The 18,722-nt window shown below is 72.8% G+C and carries 15 protein-coding genes and 1 pseudogene; 10 read left to right on the plus strand and 6 right to left on the minus strand.

The window, feature by feature from the left end; genetic code table 11:
* Window positions 1-478: 478 nt before the first annotated feature.
* Window positions 479-643, plus strand: a pseudogene (locus tag AB0I81_RS01530) (DM13 domain-containing protein); the annotation flags it as partial.
* A gap of 6 nt (window positions 644-649) precedes the next feature.
* On the opposite strand, the gene AB0I81_RS01535 reads toward AB0I81_RS01530, so the two are convergent.
* Window positions 650-1,609, minus strand: coding sequence for an oxidoreductase (locus tag AB0I81_RS01535; protein ID WP_360648043.1), 960 nt, complete (start codon window positions 1,607-1,609; stop codon window positions 650-652).
* Between the two features lie 103 nt (window positions 1,610-1,712).
* Here AB0I81_RS01535 and AB0I81_RS01540 point away from each other — a divergent pair, with 103 nt between their 5' ends.
* The 9 genes from AB0I81_RS01540 (at window position 1,713) to AB0I81_RS01580 (ending at window position 10,812) form a co-directional block, all read left to right on the plus strand.
* Window positions 1,713-2,321 carry a TetR/AcrR family transcriptional regulator gene (locus AB0I81_RS01540; RefSeq protein WP_360648046.1) on the plus strand — a complete coding sequence of 203 codons (609 nt, stop codon included), beginning with the start codon at window positions 1,713-1,715 and terminating at the stop codon, window positions 2,319-2,321.
* A 98-nt stretch (window positions 2,322-2,419) separates the two neighbouring features.
* A complete protein-coding gene (locus AB0I81_RS01545; RefSeq protein ID WP_360648048.1) occupies window positions 2,420-2,803 on the plus strand; it encodes an HTH domain-containing protein in 384 nt (127 codons plus the stop codon).
* Entirely contained in the window at window positions 2,788-3,780 is a 993-nt protein-coding gene (locus tag AB0I81_RS01550; RefSeq protein WP_360648051.1) for an ATP-binding cassette domain-containing protein, read from the plus strand. Before AB0I81_RS01545 ends, AB0I81_RS01550 begins: the two co-directional genes overlap by 16 nt.
* Window positions 3,777-4,568 (plus strand): ABC transporter permease, encoded by a 792-nt coding sequence (locus AB0I81_RS01555; RefSeq protein ID WP_360648054.1) that lies wholly within the window; start codon window positions 3,777-3,779, stop codon window positions 4,566-4,568. Before AB0I81_RS01550 ends, AB0I81_RS01555 begins: the two co-directional genes overlap by 4 nt.
* A gap of 102 nt (window positions 4,569-4,670) precedes the next feature.
* Window positions 4,671-6,428: an ABC transporter ATP-binding protein gene (locus AB0I81_RS01560; RefSeq protein WP_360648057.1), complete on the plus strand. Its 1,758-nt coding sequence runs from the start codon at window positions 4,671-4,673 to the stop codon at window positions 6,426-6,428.
* A gap of 94 nt (window positions 6,429-6,522) precedes the next feature.
* Entirely contained in the window at window positions 6,523-8,265 is a 1,743-nt protein-coding gene (locus AB0I81_RS01565) for an ABC transporter ATP-binding protein (RefSeq protein ID WP_360648060.1), read from the plus strand.
* Window positions 8,266-8,283: 18 nt separating this feature from the next.
* Window positions 8,284-9,087 carry a class I SAM-dependent methyltransferase gene (locus AB0I81_RS01570; protein ID WP_360648063.1) on the plus strand — a complete coding sequence of 268 codons (804 nt, stop codon included), beginning with the start codon at window positions 8,284-8,286 and terminating at the stop codon, window positions 9,085-9,087.
* Window positions 9,088-9,163: 76 nt separating this feature from the next.
* Window positions 9,164-9,889, plus strand: coding sequence for a class I SAM-dependent methyltransferase (locus tag AB0I81_RS01575; RefSeq protein WP_360648066.1), 726 nt, complete (start codon window positions 9,164-9,166; stop codon window positions 9,887-9,889).
* The gene (locus AB0I81_RS01580) at window positions 9,889-10,812 is read left to right on the plus strand and encodes an NAD(P)/FAD-dependent oxidoreductase (protein WP_360648069.1); all 924 of its coding nucleotides are present in this window, start codon (window positions 9,889-9,891) and stop codon (window positions 10,810-10,812) included. Before AB0I81_RS01575 ends, AB0I81_RS01580 begins: the two co-directional genes overlap by 1 nt.
* Before the next feature lie 119 nt (window positions 10,813-10,931).
* On the opposite strand, the gene AB0I81_RS01585 is transcribed toward AB0I81_RS01580, so the two are convergent.
* From AB0I81_RS01585 to AB0I81_RS01605, 5 genes are all read right to left on the minus strand, one after another.
* Window positions 10,932-13,499, minus strand: a complete 2,568-nt coding sequence (locus tag AB0I81_RS01585; protein ID WP_360648072.1) for a class I SAM-dependent methyltransferase — start codon at window positions 13,497-13,499, stop codon at window positions 10,932-10,934.
* A complete protein-coding gene (locus AB0I81_RS01590; protein WP_360648075.1) occupies window positions 13,486-15,003 on the minus strand; it encodes an ATP-binding cassette domain-containing protein in 1,518 nt (505 codons plus the stop codon). The genes AB0I81_RS01585 and AB0I81_RS01590 overlap by 14 nt, the downstream gene beginning before the upstream one ends.
* Before the next feature lie 122 nt (window positions 15,004-15,125).
* Window positions 15,126-16,166 (minus strand): ABC transporter permease subunit, encoded by a 1,041-nt coding sequence (locus AB0I81_RS01595; protein ID WP_360648078.1) that lies wholly within the window; start codon window positions 16,164-16,166, stop codon window positions 15,126-15,128.
* Window positions 16,163-17,179 carry an ABC transporter permease gene (locus tag AB0I81_RS01600; RefSeq protein ID WP_360648081.1) on the minus strand — a complete coding sequence of 339 codons (1,017 nt, stop codon included), beginning with the start codon at window positions 17,177-17,179 and terminating at the stop codon, window positions 16,163-16,165. The genes AB0I81_RS01595 and AB0I81_RS01600 overlap by 4 nt, the downstream gene beginning before the upstream one ends.
* Before the next feature lie 10 nt (window positions 17,180-17,189).
* Window positions 17,190-18,722 carry an ABC transporter substrate-binding protein gene (locus AB0I81_RS01605; protein ID WP_360648084.1) on the minus strand — a complete coding sequence of 511 codons (1,533 nt, stop codon included), beginning with the start codon at window positions 18,720-18,722 and terminating at the stop codon, window positions 17,190-17,192.

Raw genomic sequence — 18,722 nt, forward strand, 5'->3', positions numbered from 1 at the left:
GTGAGGAGAGTCTGCACTGTGCCGCTTGCAGATCACTGAAACGGATAGGTACGCAAGGGACCGGCGTGACGGCCATCAGCGCAATCGACAGGGGTTGGGCCGCTTCACGCTTCTTGGACCGTCTTGGGTGGTTTTGCAGGCGCACAGAGGAGGGCCTCATCCACCACCCACGACGTGACCTCGGCCCGCGAGCGCAGGAAGGCGGCCCAGGCGTCGAAGGACGCATACCAGCCCTGAAACGAGTTATCCAGCAGAGTCCTACAAGTTCGCGGCATATGCCGACGACCCGCCGCCCCATGATCCCACACATCCGGAACGCAACCGGCCGCGCACACTGTCCCGGACGCCCGATCTCGTCGAGCGCCCACTCCATGTCGACGTCCGCGACGGAGTGCTGCCATGAGTTCCGGCGCAACCCTGCGCGCTCCGTTGACGAGCCGTCGCCCCTGTTGCGCGCGTCACCGTCACCCGGAACTGGTTCGCCTTCGACGACGGACGTCACCTTGAGCTGGGCCGTCTCAAGGGCAACCAGGGCAGCGCCAACTACGCCATCCCCGCCGAAGCCGACCTGAGCGCCCTGCGGAGCGTGACGATCTGGTGCAAGCGGTTCAGCGTCTCATTCGGGGCCGCGGCACTGCGGTGATCAGGCTCATGCCTCCCGACCGAGCGACGCGGAACGCGTCAGGGCGTAGGTGACGCCGGTCAGGCGTTCGGACAGTCGCCACAGGGACGTGGCCGTGGCGGCGTCGCGGATGGCCCGCTCGCGGGTACGGCGAACCGGTTCGCCGCGCAGTTGCAGCGGGCCGTCGGGGACGATGTAGCTGCCGCCCGGCAGGTCCGGCAGCGTCGCCGCGTACAGGGAGGTCTTGGCCCCCTCCGGGGTCGGGCGGAAGGCCACGCGCACCAGCAGGCGGGTGGCGGCCGCGTACAGCCGTCCCCTGCCGCTGTTGGCGCCGCCGGTGAGCACGTTGGTGCGGGTGAGCCCGGGCGCGACGGCCATGCTGCGCAGCCTCAGCCCGGCGGCGTCGGCCCGGCGCTGCAACTCGACGGCGAAGTAGAGGTTGGCCCGCTTGGCCTGCACGTACGCGAACGCCGTGCGGTAGTGGCGTTCGGCGTTGAGGTTGCGCAGGTCGAAGTGGGCGAAACGCTGCCCCTCGCTGCTGACGGTGACCACCCGCGGGTCGGGCGCGGCGAGCAGGTGCGGCAGCAGCAGGCCGGTCAGGGCGAAGGTGCCCAGGTGGTTGATGCCGAACTGCGACTCGAAGCCGTCGGCGGTACGCGCGTAGGGCACCATCGCCACCCCGGCGTTGTTGACCAGCAGGTCGAGCCGGCCATGGTCCCAGCCGGCGGCGAACCTCCTGATGGAGGCCAGATCACCCAGGTCCACCAGGCGTAGTTCGAGCCGCGCGCCGGGCGCCTCCTGCCGCATGCGGGCCAGGGCGGCCCGGCCGCGTCCGGGGTCGCGGCAGGCCAGTACGACGTGTGCGCCGCAGCGGGCCAGCTCACGGGCGGTGACGTAGCCGATGCCGCTGTTGGCGCCGGTCACCACCGCCACGCGGCCGCTCTGGCCGGGGATGGCGTGCAGGTTCCAGGCGGGAGATTGTCGCATGATGTGCCACCTCGGGGGTGCAGCGGAGAATGTATCGCAACAGGAAGTTGCGATATGTTTGATCCTGCCATCCGTACCGAAAATATCGCAACTCGGAGTTGCAATGAGATCTGATCAGGCCCCGGCCGGACGACCGGTCGGCCGCGGCGCCAAAGTGCGCGCCGCCGTCCACGCCGCCGCGCTGGCCGAACTCGTGGACGTGGGCTACGCGGCGCTGACCATCGAGAACGTCGCCCAGCGCGCCGGCGTCCACAAGACGACGGTCTACCGGCGGTGGAAGGACCGCGAGAGCCTGCTCACCGACGCCCTGGCCGAGCACATGGCGCTGGACGTCCCCGTTCCCGACACCGGAGCGATCGAGGGCGATCTGCGGGCGCTGGCGCACTCCCTCGTGCGCGCCTACACCAGCCCCACCGGGCAGGCCCTGCTCGCCGCCATGTTCACCGGAGCCGCCCATCTCCCCGAGATCGCCGCGGCCCGGCGGCACGTCTTCGACGACCGGCTCGTCCGGGCCGCGCCCGTCGTGACGCGCGCGGTCGAACGCGGCGAACTCCCTGCGGGCACCGACGCCGCCGAGTTGTTGAAGACGCTGGCCGCGCCGATCTACCTGCGCCTGCTCATGACCGGCGATCCGGTCGACGGGACGACCGCCGACCGGGCGGCGCTCGTCACGCTGGCCGCCGCCCGCGCCGGCGCCCTAAAAGCGCCTTGAAAGCGGCGCCCTGAGAACGGCGCCGCTGGCGGGAATCCCCGGACCTTTTTCGAATGACCGACACAGGATTGTCAGGCATCCCTCTTTATCCTGACCACATGGTGATGAGCCCTCATCCCTTCATCCCGCGGGTCGAACGCCAGCACCGGCTCATCGAGGAGCTGCGTGCCCGCGACCACAGACCGCTGACCGCGGACAGGCTGGCCGAGCGGCTGGGCGTCAGCGTCCGTACGGTCGAGCGCGACGTGGCCGACCTGCTGAACGCCGGGGTCCCGGTCGCCACCCAGCGGGGTCCCGGCGGAGGCTACGTCATCAACACCAGGAACAGGCTGCCGCCGGTGGCACTCGACCCGTCGGAGGCGTCCGCGCTGGTCGCGGCGCTGGTGGCGATCGGGCCCCGGGCCTCGGCGTCCGCCCAGTCGGCAATGGCCAAGCTCATCGAAGCACTCACGGGAGACCAGCCCACATGGCCGCCATCCTGATCGAGAACCTCCGCAAGTCCTACGGCAGGACCGTGGCCCTCGACGGCATCGACCTGAGCGTCCCCGAGGGCTCCATCACCGGCCTGCTCGGCCCCAACGGCGCCGGGAAGACCACCGTGGTACGCATCCTCGCCACCCTCCTGCGCGCCGGCTCCGGCCGGGCCGAGGTGCTGGGCGTGGACGTCGCCGCCCACCCGCGGCGCGTGCGCCGCCTCATCGGCCTGACCGGCCAGTACGCCGCCGTCGACGAACTCCTGACCGGGATGGAGAACCTCGTCCTCATCGGCCGGCTGTTCAGGATGCGCGCGGCCGAGGCCCGGCGCAGGGCGCCGGAACTGCTGGAGGCGTTCGAGCTGACCGAGGCCGCCGGCCGCCTGGTGCGTACGTACTCCGGCGGCATGCGGCGCCGCCTCGACCTGGCCGCCAGCCTCATGACCCAGCCGCGCGTGATCTTCCTCGACGAGCCCACCACCGGCCTCGACCCGCGCTCGCGGCGCGCCCTGTGGGAGGTGATCGAGCGGCTGCCCCGGGACGGCACGACGGTCCTGCTCACCACGCAGTACCTGGAGGAGGCCGACCGCCTGGCCGGCGCTATCACCATCGTCGACCGCGGCCGCGACATCGCCCATGGCACCCCCGACGAGATCAAGGAGCTGGCCGGCGGCGCCCGCGCCCAGGTGGTGCTGGCCGACCGCGCCGACGCCGAGCGGGCGGCCCGCATCCTGCGCCGCCACGGCGACGGCCCTCCCGGCATCCACGACGACAGCGTCATCGTCCCCGTGGCCGGGGGTTACGCCGTGATCCCCGGCATTCTGCGCGATCTGGACGCCGCCGGAGTGCGGGTGAGCGACCTGTCACTGCGCAGGCCGAGCCTCGACGACGCGTTCCTCGCGCTCACCGGCCACACCACCTCAACGGGCGAAGAGCAGGGCCACGCCCGTCTCGGTGACGCGCAGGAAGCGAGGGCGGAGCGATGACGAGCGCCGAGGCGACCGGCCCCCGCTGGTGGCTGCGCGACGCGTGGCTGCTGGCCGGGCGCAACGTGCGGCGCATCCTGCGCGCCCCGCAACTCCTCCTCATGTACGCCCTCATCCAGCCGGTCATGTTCATCCTGCTGTTCGCGTACGTCTTCGGCGGCGCGATCCAGACCCCCGGCGGGAACTACAAGCAGTTCCTGCTGCCCGCCATCTTCGTCATGATCGTGCTGTTCACCTCGACCGGGGCCGTGGCCGTCGGCATCGCCGAGGACATGGAGCGCGGCGTGATGGACCGGTTCAGGTCGTTGCCGATGACCCGCTCCTCCGTCCTGCTCGGCCGCCTGATCTCCGAGGTGCTGCGCAACCTCGTCAGCATCGTGGTCATGGTGGCCTGCGGGTTGGTCGTCGGCTTCCGCTTCCACGCCGGCCCCGGCCAGATCCTGCTCGGCTTCGGGCTGCTCCTGCTGCTCGGTTTCGGCTTCTCCTGGGTGGCCGCCTACGTCGGCCTGCTGGCGGGCAGCGTCGAGGGCGCTCAGGGTCTGGGAATGATCTGGGTGTTCCCGTTCGTCTTCGTCAGCTCGGCGTTCGTACCGACCGAGTCCATGCCGGGCTGGCTGCGCGCCTACGCCGACCACAGCCCGGTGACCGTGATGATCGACACGTTGCGGGCCTGGTTCAACGGCCAGGATGCGGGCGGGCTCGCGCCGCGAGCGCTGGCCTGGGCGGTGGGGCTCACGCTCGTCTTCATGACGCTCTCGGTGGCCCGCTTCCGCCGCACCTCCAAGTAGACCGTTTCGGCCGGGCTTGTGGTGAGCTACGCTACCGCGCGACAATGATTATCATTTGCTGAGCTTGGCAGGTTTCATGCTGCTTCCGGCGAAGGGTGGCGTATGTTCGCTTCTACCGTCCCATCGGCGCCTTCGGTGCTGGCTCCCGCCCGCGTCACGCTGATCGGCTGTGGCGTGCTGAGCGCTCTCAGCGCGCTCGCCGGGATGGCCCCGCTGGTCGCCGTCGTCGAGATCAGCCGGCGGCTGCTCGGCGGGGACACCGACGTGTGGCCGATCATCGCCGTCGCGCTCGCCGCCCTGGCGGTCAAACAGCTCGGCACCTTCGGGGCGGGGGTGCTGACGCATCTGGCCGACATCCGGGTGTCGTTCAGGATCCGGCGGGAACTGCTGGGCAAGCTGCGCCGGGTCCCGCTGGGCTGGTTCACCGACCGCAACTCCGGCATCGTGAAGAAGACGGTCGAGGACGACGTCGCCGCGTTGCACCAGCTCATCGCCCACTCCGTGGTGGACATCACGGCCGCCGCCGTCCCCGTGCTGGTCGCCGTCGGCTACCTGTTCGCCGTGGATTGGCGGATGGCGCTGGTCAGCCTGCTGCCGCTGGTCGTCGGACTGGTGACCTACCAGCGCGCGATGGCCGGCGCGGGGACGAAGTATCCGGAGTTCATGGCGTGGCTGGCCAGGCTGAGCGGGGCCGCGGTCGAGTTCGTCAACGGCATCGGCGTGGTGAAGGCGTTCGGCACCCCGGGGGTGGCCAGCCGACGTTTTCAGGAGGTGTCCCGAAATTTCGCCCGGTTCTTTCTCGACTGGGCGAAGGCGACCACCAGGGCGTCGGTCATCTCGGAGATCCTGCTGTCGCCGCCGAGCGTACTCGTCGTCACGGCGGGCGCCGGCGGCGTGCTCACCGCCACCGGACAGCTGCCGCCGATCAGCTTCATCGCCTTCCTGGTCTTCGGCACGGTCACCACGGCGGGCCTGATGACGGTCATGATGTCGATCCATCCGCTGGTCACGGCGCTCGGCGTGGCACGCGGCATCCGCGAGGCGCTCTCCGCCCCCGAGTTGCCCGTCCCGGCGGACCCCGCCGTGCCCGACGCCGGCGCTCCCGGACCGGTGGTACGCATGCGCGGGGTGCGCTTCGCCTACGGCGACACCGTCGCGCTCGACGACGTCGATCTGGACCTCGCGCGGGGCACGCTGACCGCGCTGGTCGGCCCGTCCGGATCCGGCAAGTCCACGCTGGCCAAGCTGCTGCCCCGGTTCGACGACCCGCAGCAGGGCTCGGTCCTGCTGTACGGCACCGACCTGCGCGACCTCGACCCCGCCGAGCTGTACCGGCACGTCGCGTTCGTCTTCCAGGACTCGGCGCTGCTGCGCATGAGCATCCGCGACAACATCCGCCTGTCCCGCCCGGACGCCTCCGACGAGGACGTACGCGCGGCGGCGGCCAAGGCGCAGATCCTCGACCGCCTCGACCTGCTGCCGCGCGGCCTGGACTCGGTGGCGGGCGAGGACGCCGAGTTGTCGGGGGGTGAGCGGCAGCGGGTGTGCATCGCCCGCGCGATCCTCGCCGACCGGCCGATCCTCGTCCTGGACGAGGCGACCGCGAGCGCGGACCCGGAGAACGAGGCCCGCATCCAGGACGCGCTGAGCGAGGTCGCGCGCGGCCGTACCGTGCTGGTCATCGCGCACCGGCTGAGCACGATCCGCGGCGCCGACCGGATCGTCGTGCTCGACGAGGGCCGCGTCGCCGAGCAGGGCCGTCACGAGGAACTGCTCGCCCGGAGCGGCCTGTACGCCCGCCTGTGGGAACACGACCGGCGCGCCCGCGAGCACGCCGCGCAGAGGCTGGAGGCCCGCTGATGATCGCCATGAGCCCCTCCCTGCCCGAGAGACCGGAGGCCCCGCCGATGATCACCATGACCCGCTCCCTGTCCGAGAGGCCGGGGATCCGCCGATGATCGCCATGATCCGCTACCTGTCCGAGCTGCTCGACGAGCGCGGGCGGCGGCATCTGCGTGTCATGCTCGCGGCCCAGGCCGGGCAGGGCGTGCTGCAGGGGCTGGGCTTCCTGTTCGTGGCCCCGCTGGTGGCCACCCTCACCACCGCGCCGCTCGATTGGGGCCGCTTCTGGTCGTGGGCGGGCGCGATCACCGTCGCGGTCGCCGCGCACCACGCGCTGCTGGCGTGGAGTTCATCCCTGGGGTACGTCGTCGGCACGGACGTGCTGACCGGCTTCCACGGACGCCTCGGCGATCACCTGGCCACGCTGCCGATCGGCTGGTTCCGCGGTGACCGTACCGGGCCGATCGGGCGCATGCTCGGCAAGGGCACCATGGACGTCGCCAACATCCCCGCCCACCTGCTGCGCCACGTCGTCGTCGGTGTCACCGCGCCCGCCACCATGATCGCCGGCAGCTTCCTGCTCGACTGGCGGATCGGCCTGGCCTTCGCCGCCGGGGCGGTGTTGTGCGTGCCGGCCCTGCGGCTGCTCATGGTGATCGTGCGGCGCAACGACGACGACTACGAGCACGACATCGGCGTCAGCGCCTCCCGCATCGTCGAGTACGCCCGTCATCAGCCGACCCTGCGCGCCTACGGCGTGCTCGACCGGCCGGAGCTCGGCACCCTGGAGGAGTCCCTGGTCCGCCAGCAGGGCTCCCAGTCGCGGCTCACCGTACGGGGAGCCTGGGGAATGATCGTGTTCTTCGGCGCCCTGCAACTCGTCGTCACCGCCGTCATCGCGCTCACGGTCGTCTTCACTTTGCAGGGCACCATGACCATCGCCGTCATGATCGGCCTGATGATCGTCACCCTGCGTATGCTCGACCCGATCTCGCAACTCGGCGAACTGGCCGGCACCGTGCAGGTCAACGCCGACGCGATCGGCCGCGTCCGCGCCCTGCTGGCGGTGCCGCCGCTGCCGGAACCGGCCGAGCCCGCCGAACCCGCCGGAACCGGCATCGAGCTGCGCGGCGTGCGCTTCGGCTATGACGGCGGGCCGCTCGTACTCGACGGGATCGACGCGACGATCCCCTCTGGCAGCTTCACCGCCGTCGTGGGCCCGTCGGGCGCGGGCAAGAGCACCCTGCTCAAGCTCATCGGCCGCTTCTTCGACGCCGACGAGGGCTCCGTCCGCATCGGCGGCCAGGACGTACGCGACCTCGGAAGCGCCGGCGTGTCGCGGCTGACCGCGCAGGTCTTCCAGGACGTGTACCTGTTCGAGGGCACCATCGCCGGCAACCTGCGCATGGCCGCCCCCGACGCCACCGAGGCCGACCTCGAACGGGTGGCCCGCATCGCCCGCCTCGACGAGGTCGTCGAACGCCTGCCCGACGGCTGGCACACCCGCGTCGGCGAGGCCGGATCCACACTGTCCGGCGGCGAGAAGCAGCGCGTCTCGATCGCCCGCGCCCTGCTCAAGGACGCCCCCATCGTGCTGCTGGACGAGGCCACCGCCGCCCTCGACCCGGCCAACGAGGCGGCCGTCGCCGACGCCATCGCCGAACTCGCCCGCGACCGCACCGTCATCGTCGTCGCCCACCGCCTGTCCACGGTGACCGCCGCCGACCGCATCCTCGTCCTGGACCACGGCCGCATCACCGAACACGGCGACCACGACACCCTGCTCGCGGCCGGCGGCACGTACGCCCGTTTCTGGGACGAACGGGTCCGCGCCCGCGGCTGGCAGCTCCGCTGATCCCCCGAGGAGAATCCCATGACATCCACCGGCGTCGGAACCGTCTTCGACAGCGCCGCCACCGAGTACGCCGAGGTCTCACCGCAGCTGTGGGACCGCATCGGCGAGGCGACGGTCGCGACCGCGGGCGTACAGGCGGGCGAACGGGTCCTGGACGTGTGCTGCGGCGCGGGCGCCTCCGCCGTCCCGGCCGCGAAGGCGGCCGGGCCGCGGGGGCACGTGGACGCCATCGACCTGGCGGGAGAGCTCCTCGCCCACGGCCGGCGGCGCGCAGCCTCCCAAGGGCTGGCAAACGTGCGCTTCGTCCAAGCCGACGCCACCACCTGGGAGGACGAACCATACGACGTGGTGCAATGCGTGCACGGCGTCTTCTTCCTGCCGGACATGGACGCCGCCGTCTCCCGCCTGGCCGGGCTGCTCAGGCCCGGCGGACGGCTGGCCGTCACCACGTGGGCGCGGGGCGCGATGGAGGGCTTCGGCCGGCTGTTCGCCGAGGCGGCCGCGCGGGTGCGTGGGACACCGACGGCTCCGCCCTCCAGCAGGCGGTCGGCCTCCCGGATCGACACGGAAGAGGAGCTGGGCGCCTGGCTGACCGGACTCGGACTGCGGCGGGCCACCGTGGCCCGAGCCCCGCTGCACATTCCCCTGGACGCCGGGCTCGCCTGGCGGGTGGCGCTCGGCAGCGGTTTTCGCGGCATGCTCACCGGCCTGGACGAGCCCTCCGTCGAACGCGTGCGCACGACCTTCGCACATCTCCTCGGCGAACGCGGAATGACCGAGTTGGACGCCACCTCCCTCATCGCCGTGGGAATGCGTCCATGACCCTCTTGACGATCGTCCGGCGCCCTCCATAGTCTCGCAAAATGGTAATCATTATCAAATTCAATGAGAGATACGGATGACCGACGAATACGAGCGATCCGCGGAGTTCGTCGATGTCATGCTCGCGCCGCCCTGGGCGGCACTGGGCCCGCCACTGTCGGCGGCGCTGCGCGGAATCACCGGCCCCGTCGTGGACGTGGGCGCCGGCGGAGGACACGGCACGCGGGTGATCGCCGAAGCGCTGCCCGAGGCGGAGATCGTGGCGGTGGAGCCTTCGCCGGCGTTGCGATCCGTCCTGCTGAGCCGGGTGAGCGAGTCGGCCCGGCTGCGTGACCGGGTAACGGTCCTGCCGGAGCACCTCCTGGAGGCGACGCTGCCGGACCGGCTGGGCGCCGTGGTCGCGATGAACGTCCTGGGCCACTTCGACGCTGCCGGACGGCAGGCGATCTGGGCGATGCTCGCCGACCGGCTCCTCCCTGGCGGCCGGGCGGTGCTGAACCTGCAGCCACCCGCCGAGCCGGTGGCCGTGCCCGAGACCAGGTTCGCCGACGTGCGGATCGGACGGCGCAGGTACGAAGGCTGGGGCCGCGCGGAACCGGCCGGCCCCGATTCGATCATCTGGGACATGACCTACCGCACCTACGACGGTGACCGGCCCGCCGGCGAGGTGGCGGCGCACTACCGGTGGTGGGTGCTGGACGAGCGGCGGCTCAAGGAGGAGCTCGGCGAGCACGGTCTGGCGCTCTCGCCCACCGGTCCCGCGGAAGCAGGCATGTACGTCATCGAAAGAGGAGGCGCGTGATGTACGAGGTGATCGTGGTCGGCGGCGGGCCCGCGGGGCTCAGCGCGGCACTGGTGCTGGGACGGCAGCGGCGCCGCGTGCTGGTGGTGGACGCCGGCCGGCCGCGCAACGCGCCGGCCGCGGAGATGCACATGTTCCTCGGCCGGGACGGCGGCTCCCCCGCCACGTTGTTGTCGGACGGCCGCGCCGAGGTGAGCGCCTATCCGACGGCCGAGCTCAGGCAGGGGCGGGTGACCTCGGCGCAGGGCGAGTCCGGCGGCTTCACGCTGACCCTGGAGGACGGTTCACGCGTGGAGTCGTCCCGGCTGGTGCTGGCCAGCGGGCTGACCGACGAACCCGTGGCGATTCCCGGGCTGGCGGAGCGGTGGGGCAAGAGCGTGTTCCACTGCCCGTTCTGCCACGGCTACGAGACGAACGGGAAGGTGCTGGCCGTCATCGGGAACGGCTTCGAGGCGATGCTGGCCGCCTACGTCGCCGATCGTTACAGCGATGACGTGGTGCTGTGCACGAACGGCCCCGGCGCCCTGCCGGAACCGGTGGCCGCCGCCGTCAAGGCGCGCGGCGTCGAGGTGATCGAGACCCCACTGGCGGGCATCGAGGGCGAGCTGGACGCGCTGACCCTGCGTTTCACCGACGGGACGCTGCTGGCACGCGAGGCCGTCTTCCACCGCGCGCCCACCCGGCCCAACACCGATCTCGCCGTCCAGCTCGGCTGCACGTTGCTGCCCGACGGCTGCGTCGAGGTGGACGAGTACGGGAAGACCAGCGTGCCCGGCGTCTACGCGGCCGGGGACGCGGCCCACCTGAAGGCGGTGCCGGATCCGGTGACGCTGGTGGGGCCGAGCGCGGCCGACGGGGTGCGGGCGGCCGTCTGGCTGGAGCAGGAGCTGTTCCGCGCCGGGTTGCCGGTGGCACTGGGCTGACCCCGCTGGGCTGACCCCACTGGGCTGACCCCACTGGGCTGACTCACTGGGCTGACTCACTGGGCTGGCCCGCCCGGCCGGTACGGCGGGCCCGCGCCCGCCGTACCGGAGCTGGAGTGTCAGATCCGGGCCGCGACGAACAGGTGCTGGGCGGGCGAGGCCAGCGGGGAGCCGGCCCCGGGAAGCTCCAGGATCGGGCGCAGCCCGGCCGCCGCCAGCTCGGCCGGAAGCTGCCTGCCGGTGAAGAACACCCGGCCCTTTCCGCCGCGGCGGTCGCCGGCGCCGAGATCCGGCTGCCCTTCCCGCGGGGACAGCAGGAACTGCATGGTGGCCAGGACGAGGTAGTGCTCGCGGATCGCCTCGGTGACCACCACCAGCCCGCCGGGGGCCAGCAGTTCCCTGATCCAGCGCAGGGATCGTCCGGCGTCGCGGGCGCAGTGCAGCACGTTGGCGGCGATCACCACGTCGGCGCCGCCTCCTACGGCTCCCTGCGCCACGAGGTCGGCGTTGATGTCCAGCAGGGCATAGCGGAGCCGGTCGCCGAACCGCTCTTCGGCCGCCATCGTGAAAAATCTGGACACGTCGGTGAAGAGGTAATCCGTCTTCGCCTCGCCCAGCCCGCCCAGCCCGCCCAGCCCGTTCAGTGCGTCCAGCCCGTCCAGTGCGTCCAGCCCGTCCAGTGCGGCGGACGTGCTGCCGCCCGCGCCCCCACCGAGCTCCACCACGCGCAGCGGTGCGGCCCGGGTGGCCGCCGCCCGCGCCACGAGGTGTCCCATGGCGGCGTTCAGGTAAGTGTTGCTGACGTTGTGCTGGTCCTTGCTGAGCGAGGTGAGCAGGTCTCCGTCGGGGAACAGCAGCGCCTGAGCCATGATCTCGTCCCGGAGCAGCTCGGGCAGGCGGGCGAGGGCGGTGCGGAAGAAGGTCGCCATCTGTTCGGGATAGCCCAGTTCGGCGCAGGCACGATCCAGGCCCGCCGCGTCCTCCCCGGCCCCCGTGGTGCCGTCCGTGACCTCGAATCGGGCGGCGGGATCGCGCTGCACGAGCCCTTCGGCCGTCAGGACCTCCAGCCAGCGCCTGACGATCCATTCGTGCCGGGGGGCCACGCTGAGCGCCGTCATGATCTGCTCGGCCGTCCGGGGTCTGCCGGGAGCGGCGACGCCGGCGATCAGCCTGGTCAGGGCCCGCAGCGCGATCTCGTCAAAGCGCCGGACGGCGTGCGGGAGGTGTTCCAGCGCGGAGTCGGGCACCGGCCGCGGCCCTCGGTCCCCCGCGGCAGGAGTCATGCCGGGTGCCGGCCGCGGCGTTCGTTCTTTTGCGGCGGGCATCATGCGGGCCAGGGCGAGTCGTCCGGCCCGGTCGGCGTCGGCCGCTTCGCGGGTGAGGCCGACGGCGTCACGACCGGGGCCGACGGCGATCTGGGCGGTCAGTTCCCGTGGGATGGGCAGCCCCGCGCGCCTGAGCTCGCGGCGGGCCACCTCGGTCAGCCGTGCCCGGGCGAACGCGCCGAGCGGCTCATGCGGCCGGCCCACCTGCGCCAGCGCGTCGGGCGAGTCGGCGGCGGCCGCGGCCGGGATCGCGACCTGGAGCCGCATGGGGTCGTCCGGGTCGAGCAGCACCGCCCCGTCCGTACCTGCCAGCGCGGCCCGCAGGCTCGCCCCCGTCGGCGCCGGCGTTCCGGGGATGAAGAGGCCGTTGGGGATGCCGACCACCCGGACAGGTTCGCCCCGGCTCGCCAGCCCGGCCAGCGGGTCGGGCCCGAGGCCTTCCCACTGGAGGATCTCGGCGGGCGGGTTCTGCCGCGGCTCGACGTGCAGCACGGCGTCGAACCGGTAGCGGGTCAGCTCGGTGTCGGCCGTGAGGGTCTTGGCGAAGAGGCTGATGGTGACCGGCCGGTTCGCGCTCGCGGCCACCGCGGCGAGGGTGGCGGGGTCGAGCAGCAGTTCGGTGTCCGCAGCTGCGCGCTGCGCGGCCCGGTCCGCCGATCCGGGTTCGAGCAGGCGGCAGTGCTCGTCGAGCAGGCCCGAGTGGCGTACGTCGCCGACGACCACGCTCCCTCCCGGGGCCACGAGGTCGATGGCGTCGTGCAGCACCGCCGCCAGGTACTGCACGCTGGGGAAGCACTGGGTGACGGAGTTGAGCAGCACGCAGTCGGGCCGTTCGCCGAGCCGGGCCAGGGCGGCGCGCACCTGGTCGCCGTTGACCTCGTGCGCGGCCGCCCGTACGACGGTGACGCCGTCCAGGCCGAGCCCGTTCAGCCGGGTCACGACGTGCTGGGCGAGGTCGGTGCCCACGTAGCCCTTGAGGTGAGGGTGCAGGCGGTGCAGCAGCATGCCGGTTCCGCAGCCGAGTTCGAGCAGGTGGGAGGGCTGTTGCCGCAGTACGAGCTCGGCGGTGCGGTCGGCCCATTCGGCCATGTGCCCGGCGGGCAGCGGCCGGCCGGTGTCGGTGGCGTGCCAGCCGGACAGGTCGAGGTCGGGACGGTGTGCGCCCTGACCGGTGCGGTAGGTCCAGTCGTAGACCTCGCCCCAGTGTTCGAGGTGCTCGGCCACCAGGTCACCGAGCGCGGGCGGTTGTCCGGGCTCGGCCCGTACCGCCAGTGCCGTGGGATCGGCCGTGACGACCAGTTCGTCCGTGCCGTCCACGCGGGCGATCCATGGATGGGCGAGCAGAGCTTCATCGGGCTTCAAGGCTGGGCCTCCGGTGGTCGTGGTGGGAACGGGGATCGGGGTGCAGCCGGCCTCCTTCGACCCGCAGCACGCGGTCGGCGCGGGCGGCGACGGCCGGGTCGTGGGTCACGGCCAGGACGGCGAGGCCGCTCTCGTGACGCAGCGTGTCGATCAGGTCGAGGACCAGACCGGCGGTACGGGTGTCCAGGGCGGCGGTGATCTCGTCGGCCAGCAGCACGGCCGGGCCGCCGGCGAGCGCCCTGGCCAGCGCGACCCGCTGGCGTTGCCCGCCGGACAGCGCGGCCGGATACCGGTGTGCCACCTCCTCGGGCAGCCCGACGGTGGCCAGCAGCCGGAGGGCCTCCGCACGGGCGGCCCGACGGTGGAGCCCGCGCAGGGTGCGCAGCGTCCGGACGATCGCCGCCCCGGCAGGGCGGGCCGGGTTGAGCGCATCGAGGGGGTTCTGACCGACCAGCGCCACCGCCCGCAGCGCGGCCGGACTCCGCGCGGTCACGGGCCAGAGCAGCGGTTCGCCAACCCCGACGCCGCGCCCTTGCCCGGTGGCGCATCCTTGCCCGCCGGTCGCGGTGGCGCATCCTTTTTCGGCGGCCACGGTGGCGTGGCCTTGTTCGGCGGGATGCAGTCCGGCGAGCACGCGCAACAACGTGCTCTTGCCCGAGCCGGACGGCCCGAGCACGGCCACGGACTCGCCTGCCGACAACGTGAGATCGACGTCCGACAGCAGTGGCGGCCCACCGGGCGGCTGCGCGACGGTCAGGCCGTGCACTTCCAGCACCGGTCCGCCGCCCGCCCCCGGCTTTCCTGTCGCTGCCAGGCGATGGATCGGCGTCGCGGCGTCGTCTCCTTCGCCCGGGTCAAGCCGTACGACGTGGTCGGCCAGTTCGTTCACCACGCCCATGTCGTGCGAGACGATGAGCGTCACCGAGCGGCCGTCGCCGCGACGCCGCCGCAGGTGCCGCAGCACGAGTGCGAGCGCGTCCTGGTCCAGGGCGCTGGTGGGTTCGTCCAGCACGAGCAGTTCGGGGTCGGCCGCCAGGGCGCGGGCAAGCGCCACCCGCTGCGCCTGCCCGCCCGAGAGCTGGTGCGGGCGACGCCTGCCGATGGCGGCGGGGTCCAGGCCGGCCGCGGCGAGTGCGCGTTCCACCTCTTCGTCCGTACGCGCTGACCTGGGCAGCGCCTCGCGCACGGCCGATCGCGCGTCCAGCAGGGGATGCAGCGCCGAGGCCGGATCCTGCCCGAGGAAGCCGGCGGTGCGGCGGCGCCAGCGGCGCGGAGCCCGTACGGGAGCGCCGTGCCACTCGATCCGGCCGCCTGCCTGCGTCAACCCGGCGGGCAGCGCACCCAGCACGACCCGCAGGACGGTGGTCTTGCCCACCCCGGACGGCCCGACCAGGGCGAGCACCTCACCGGGCGCGATCCGCAGGCTCAGGCGGTCAACAATCACCGCCCCCGCCCTGTCGGAGACGGTGATCTCCCGAACGGTCAGCCCGCTCCGGCCGCTCATATCTGGCCGTCCCCGCGAACCATCGGCCCGCTCCGGCCGCTCATGTGAGCCTCCCGCGAACCATCGGCCCGTTCCAGCTGCTCATGTGAGGCCCCCGCGAACCGGCAGCCCGTGCCGGCCGCTCATGAGAGGCCGTCCCGGGTGGCGAGGGAGTGTGAGAGTGCGGCCACGCTGCCGGCCAGGAGTGCCAGGGCGGTTGCCGGGGCGATCGCCGCCGCGGCGTTGAGCCCCAGGCCCTGGAGGTTCTCGCGGAGCATGGCGGCCCAGTCCGGTGCGGGTGGGGCCGGTCCGAAGCCGAGGACGTTCAGCGCGGCGGCGAGTTGCACGGCCAGCACCAGCCGCTGGCCGAAGTCCGCGCCGACGAGTCCGGCGTGTGCGGGAAGGACCTCGCGCAGCAGGACGGCGCCGCCTGATTCGCCGCGCGACAGCGCCGCCTCGACGTAGCCCGCGTGCCTGGCGGTGGCCGTGGCGTCGGCGACCACCCGCAGCGTCAGCGGCGTGCCGCCGAGCACGGTGCCGGCCACCACCGCCAAAGGGGCCGGCAACGCCACCACCGCGAGCAGCGCGAGCAGCAACAAGGGCAGGGCCAGCAGCAGGTCCGCGGCCGTGGCGATGGTACGCCCGAGCCGTCCGCGGCTCCATCCCGCCCAGAGCCCGGCCGCCACCCCCAGGGCCGAGGCCGCCAGCGCGGCGGCCAGCGCGGTCAGGGTCAGATCCCGGCCGCCGGCCAGGACTCTGGCGAGCACGTCCCTGCCCAGGGCGTCCCCGCCGAGCGGCAGACCGGGTGTGGACTCTGCCCATGGGTGCGTGACGATCGCGAGCGGGTCGTGCCCGGCCAACACCTCACCGCCGAGCGCCACCACGAGCACGATCCCGGCCACGCAGCCGGAAACGAGCACGGCCCAGGACATACGGCCGGAAACGAGCGCTGACCGTGAGCTAGCACTGGAAACGAGTGCGGCCCGGGACGCACGGTCGGAGGCGGGCGCGGTGCGGGGCATGCGGCCGGTGGCGGGCGCGGTGCGGGGCATGCGGTCGGAGGCGGGCGCGGTGCGGGGCATGCGGTCGGAGGCGGGCGCGGGGCGGGAACGGTGCTCGGTCTTCGGGGTGCGGGCGGCCTGTTCGGCAGGGTCTTCGAGCGGGTCGCCGTTCGCGTGCTTCATGAGAGCCGTACCTCCGAGAACCGGTGGGAGGCGTCGGCGGCGAGGAGGCCGGCCACCACGACGCCCGCGGCGAGCAGGGCGACGCTCTGGACGACCGGCACGTCCCTCGTCGAGATGGCCGTGACCAGCAACTCTCCCAGTCCGGCCAGCCCGAACAGGGTCTCGGCCACGGCCGCGCCCGTGATCAGCCCGCCGAGTGTGACGGCGAGCAGGCGGGTGGCGGGCGCGGCGATCATCGGCAGCACGTACCGGAGCGCGATGACGGCGGGTGGCAGGCCGCGCAGTTCGGCGTCACGCACGTAGGGGCGGGCCAGCACGTCCGCGATCGCCCCGCGCAGCAGGGCGGCCCCGTACGCGGTGGTCGGGAGCGCGAGGGTGAGCACGGGAAGGACCAGCAGGCCGGGCCGGCTCCAGGCGGGCTGCCCGGCGGGCAACATCGAGACCGGCGGGAACAGTCCCCAGGCCGCCGACAGCCAGGCCACCAGCGCGGCGGCCACCACGGCCTGCGGGAGTGCCGCGCCCGCCACGATCGAGGCGTTGGCCGCGGGCCGCAACCACCGGGGGCCGCGTACGGCGGCCCAGGCCAGGGCGGCCGTGAGGGGGACGCTGACCACCAGCGCGGCCACGGCGAGAGTGAGCGTCACGCCGGCCCGCTCCGCGATCAGCTCGCCGATCGGCCGCCCGGTGATGAGCGAGACTCCGGGATCGCCGGTCAGCACCCCCGACAGCCAGTCCAGGTAGCGGACGTGCACGGGCCGGTCCAGCCCCTGCTCCGCCCGCAACCTGGCCAGTTCGCCGGGAGCGGCGGCACCGCCGGCGAGAACGTCCGCCGCGTCACCCGGCAGCGCCGCCGTGCACAGGAAGATCATCGCTGAGGCGGCGGCCATCAGCAGCACGCTCCTGACCAGCACGCGAGCAGGCCACACCACCGCCCACCCACGAGCCGACCCCGCCACCACCGGCCCACGAGCCAGCCCCGTCACCGCCGCCAGCGCGCGAGCCGACCACGCCACCCGGTTCACCTCAGCCGTCCAGGCTCACCTGGTCGATGAACGCCGAGGCGAAGCCGATGCCCTCCGGCACGCCGCTCAGCCCGGTCCTGGCCAGGTCGAGCCGGTCGCTGAGCGCCCAGATCGCGTACCCGCCCTCGTCCCTGAGCCTGGCCTGAAGCTCGCTCAGCAGCTCGCGCCGCTCGGCGTCGCCGGGCTCGGCCAGGGCCTTGTCCAGGTCGGCCGACCAGCCGCGGTCCTGCCACGCCGTCTCGTTGGTGGCGGACCCGGGCGTGAGCGCCACCCGTACCACGTCGAGGAACGGGATGCCGCCCAGGTAGCTGAGGTAGAAGGGTTCGCGGGCGTAGATCGTGGAGAAGTAGGTGTCGGCCGGCTCCACGGCCACCTTCACCCGCATCCCGATCCCGGCGAGCTGCTGGGCGATCAGCGTGGCGGCGCTGTCCATGCCCGGGTAGGCGGTGGTGGTGTGCAGCGTGAGGTCCACGCCGCCGGCCAGGCCGGCGTCCGCCATCAGTTTCCTGGCCTTGGCCAGGTCGCGGGTGCGCGGTGCCAGGTTCGCCGGGCTGGTCGGGTCCTTGGGGGTGATGAGGTCGTTGCCGACCTCGCCGTAGCCGAGGAAGACGGTGTCGAGGAGTTGCCGCCGGTCGAGGGCGAGCCGGACGGCCCGGCGTACGCGCAGGTCGTCGAAAGGTTCGCGGTCCATGCGCATGACCAGCGGGTACAGGGTGGCGCCGGGCCGGCGCAGCAGGCGTACCGCGTTGTTGCCCTCCTGCTGCTTGGCCAGCGTGGCGGGCACTCCCCCGGCCAGGTCGACCTGGCCGGACAGCAGCGCCTGGGCGCGCGCCTGCGGATCGGGCACGGCGCGCACCTCGATGGCCTTGGCCGGCGGCTTGGGGCCCCACCAGCCGTCGTTCCGCTCGTACACGACCGCCTGGGCCCCGCCCTTGCCGGTCGGGCGGAACGGGCCGGAGCCCGGCACCGGTTCGCCGAAGTCGTCGCTCCCCTCGGGCACCACGAACGTCGCGCCCTCCAGCGCCTTGCCGACCTCGGCATAGGGCTTCCTGGTCACCAGCTCGAAGGTGGTGTCGTCGATCACTCGGGAGGCGTCGAGGTCGAACATGGCCATGCGGCCGAAGTTCTCCGCCGCCTTCTTGCCCATCCGGCGCAGCGAGAACAGCGCGTCGGCCGCCTTGACCTGGCGGCCGTCGGCGAAGGTGGCGTCGCCGCGGATGGTGATGCGCCACTTGGTCAGGGTGTCGTCGGGCCGCCACTCGGTCGCCAGGCGCGGCCTGGTGACGCCGTCGGGGCCGGGAACGGTGAGTACGTCGTAGGTCAGGGCCATCCTGACCACGTCGCTCTCGCCGGGCAGCAGACCGTGCGGGTCGGTGACGGCGTTGGACGGCGAGCCGGGCGCGGCGTAGCGCACCGTCCCCGTGGCCGCCGGTGCGGACCCGGTCGTGGATGTGGGCGCGGTCGTGGAACAGCCAGTCAGGAGGGCGACCGCGGTGATGACCGCCGCCGACCGGCGGCGGAATGGGGTGTGCAT

The organism is Nonomuraea sp. NPDC050404 (assembly GCF_040655495.1).
Lineage (GTDB): Bacteria > Actinomycetota > Actinomycetes > Streptosporangiales > Streptosporangiaceae > Nonomuraea.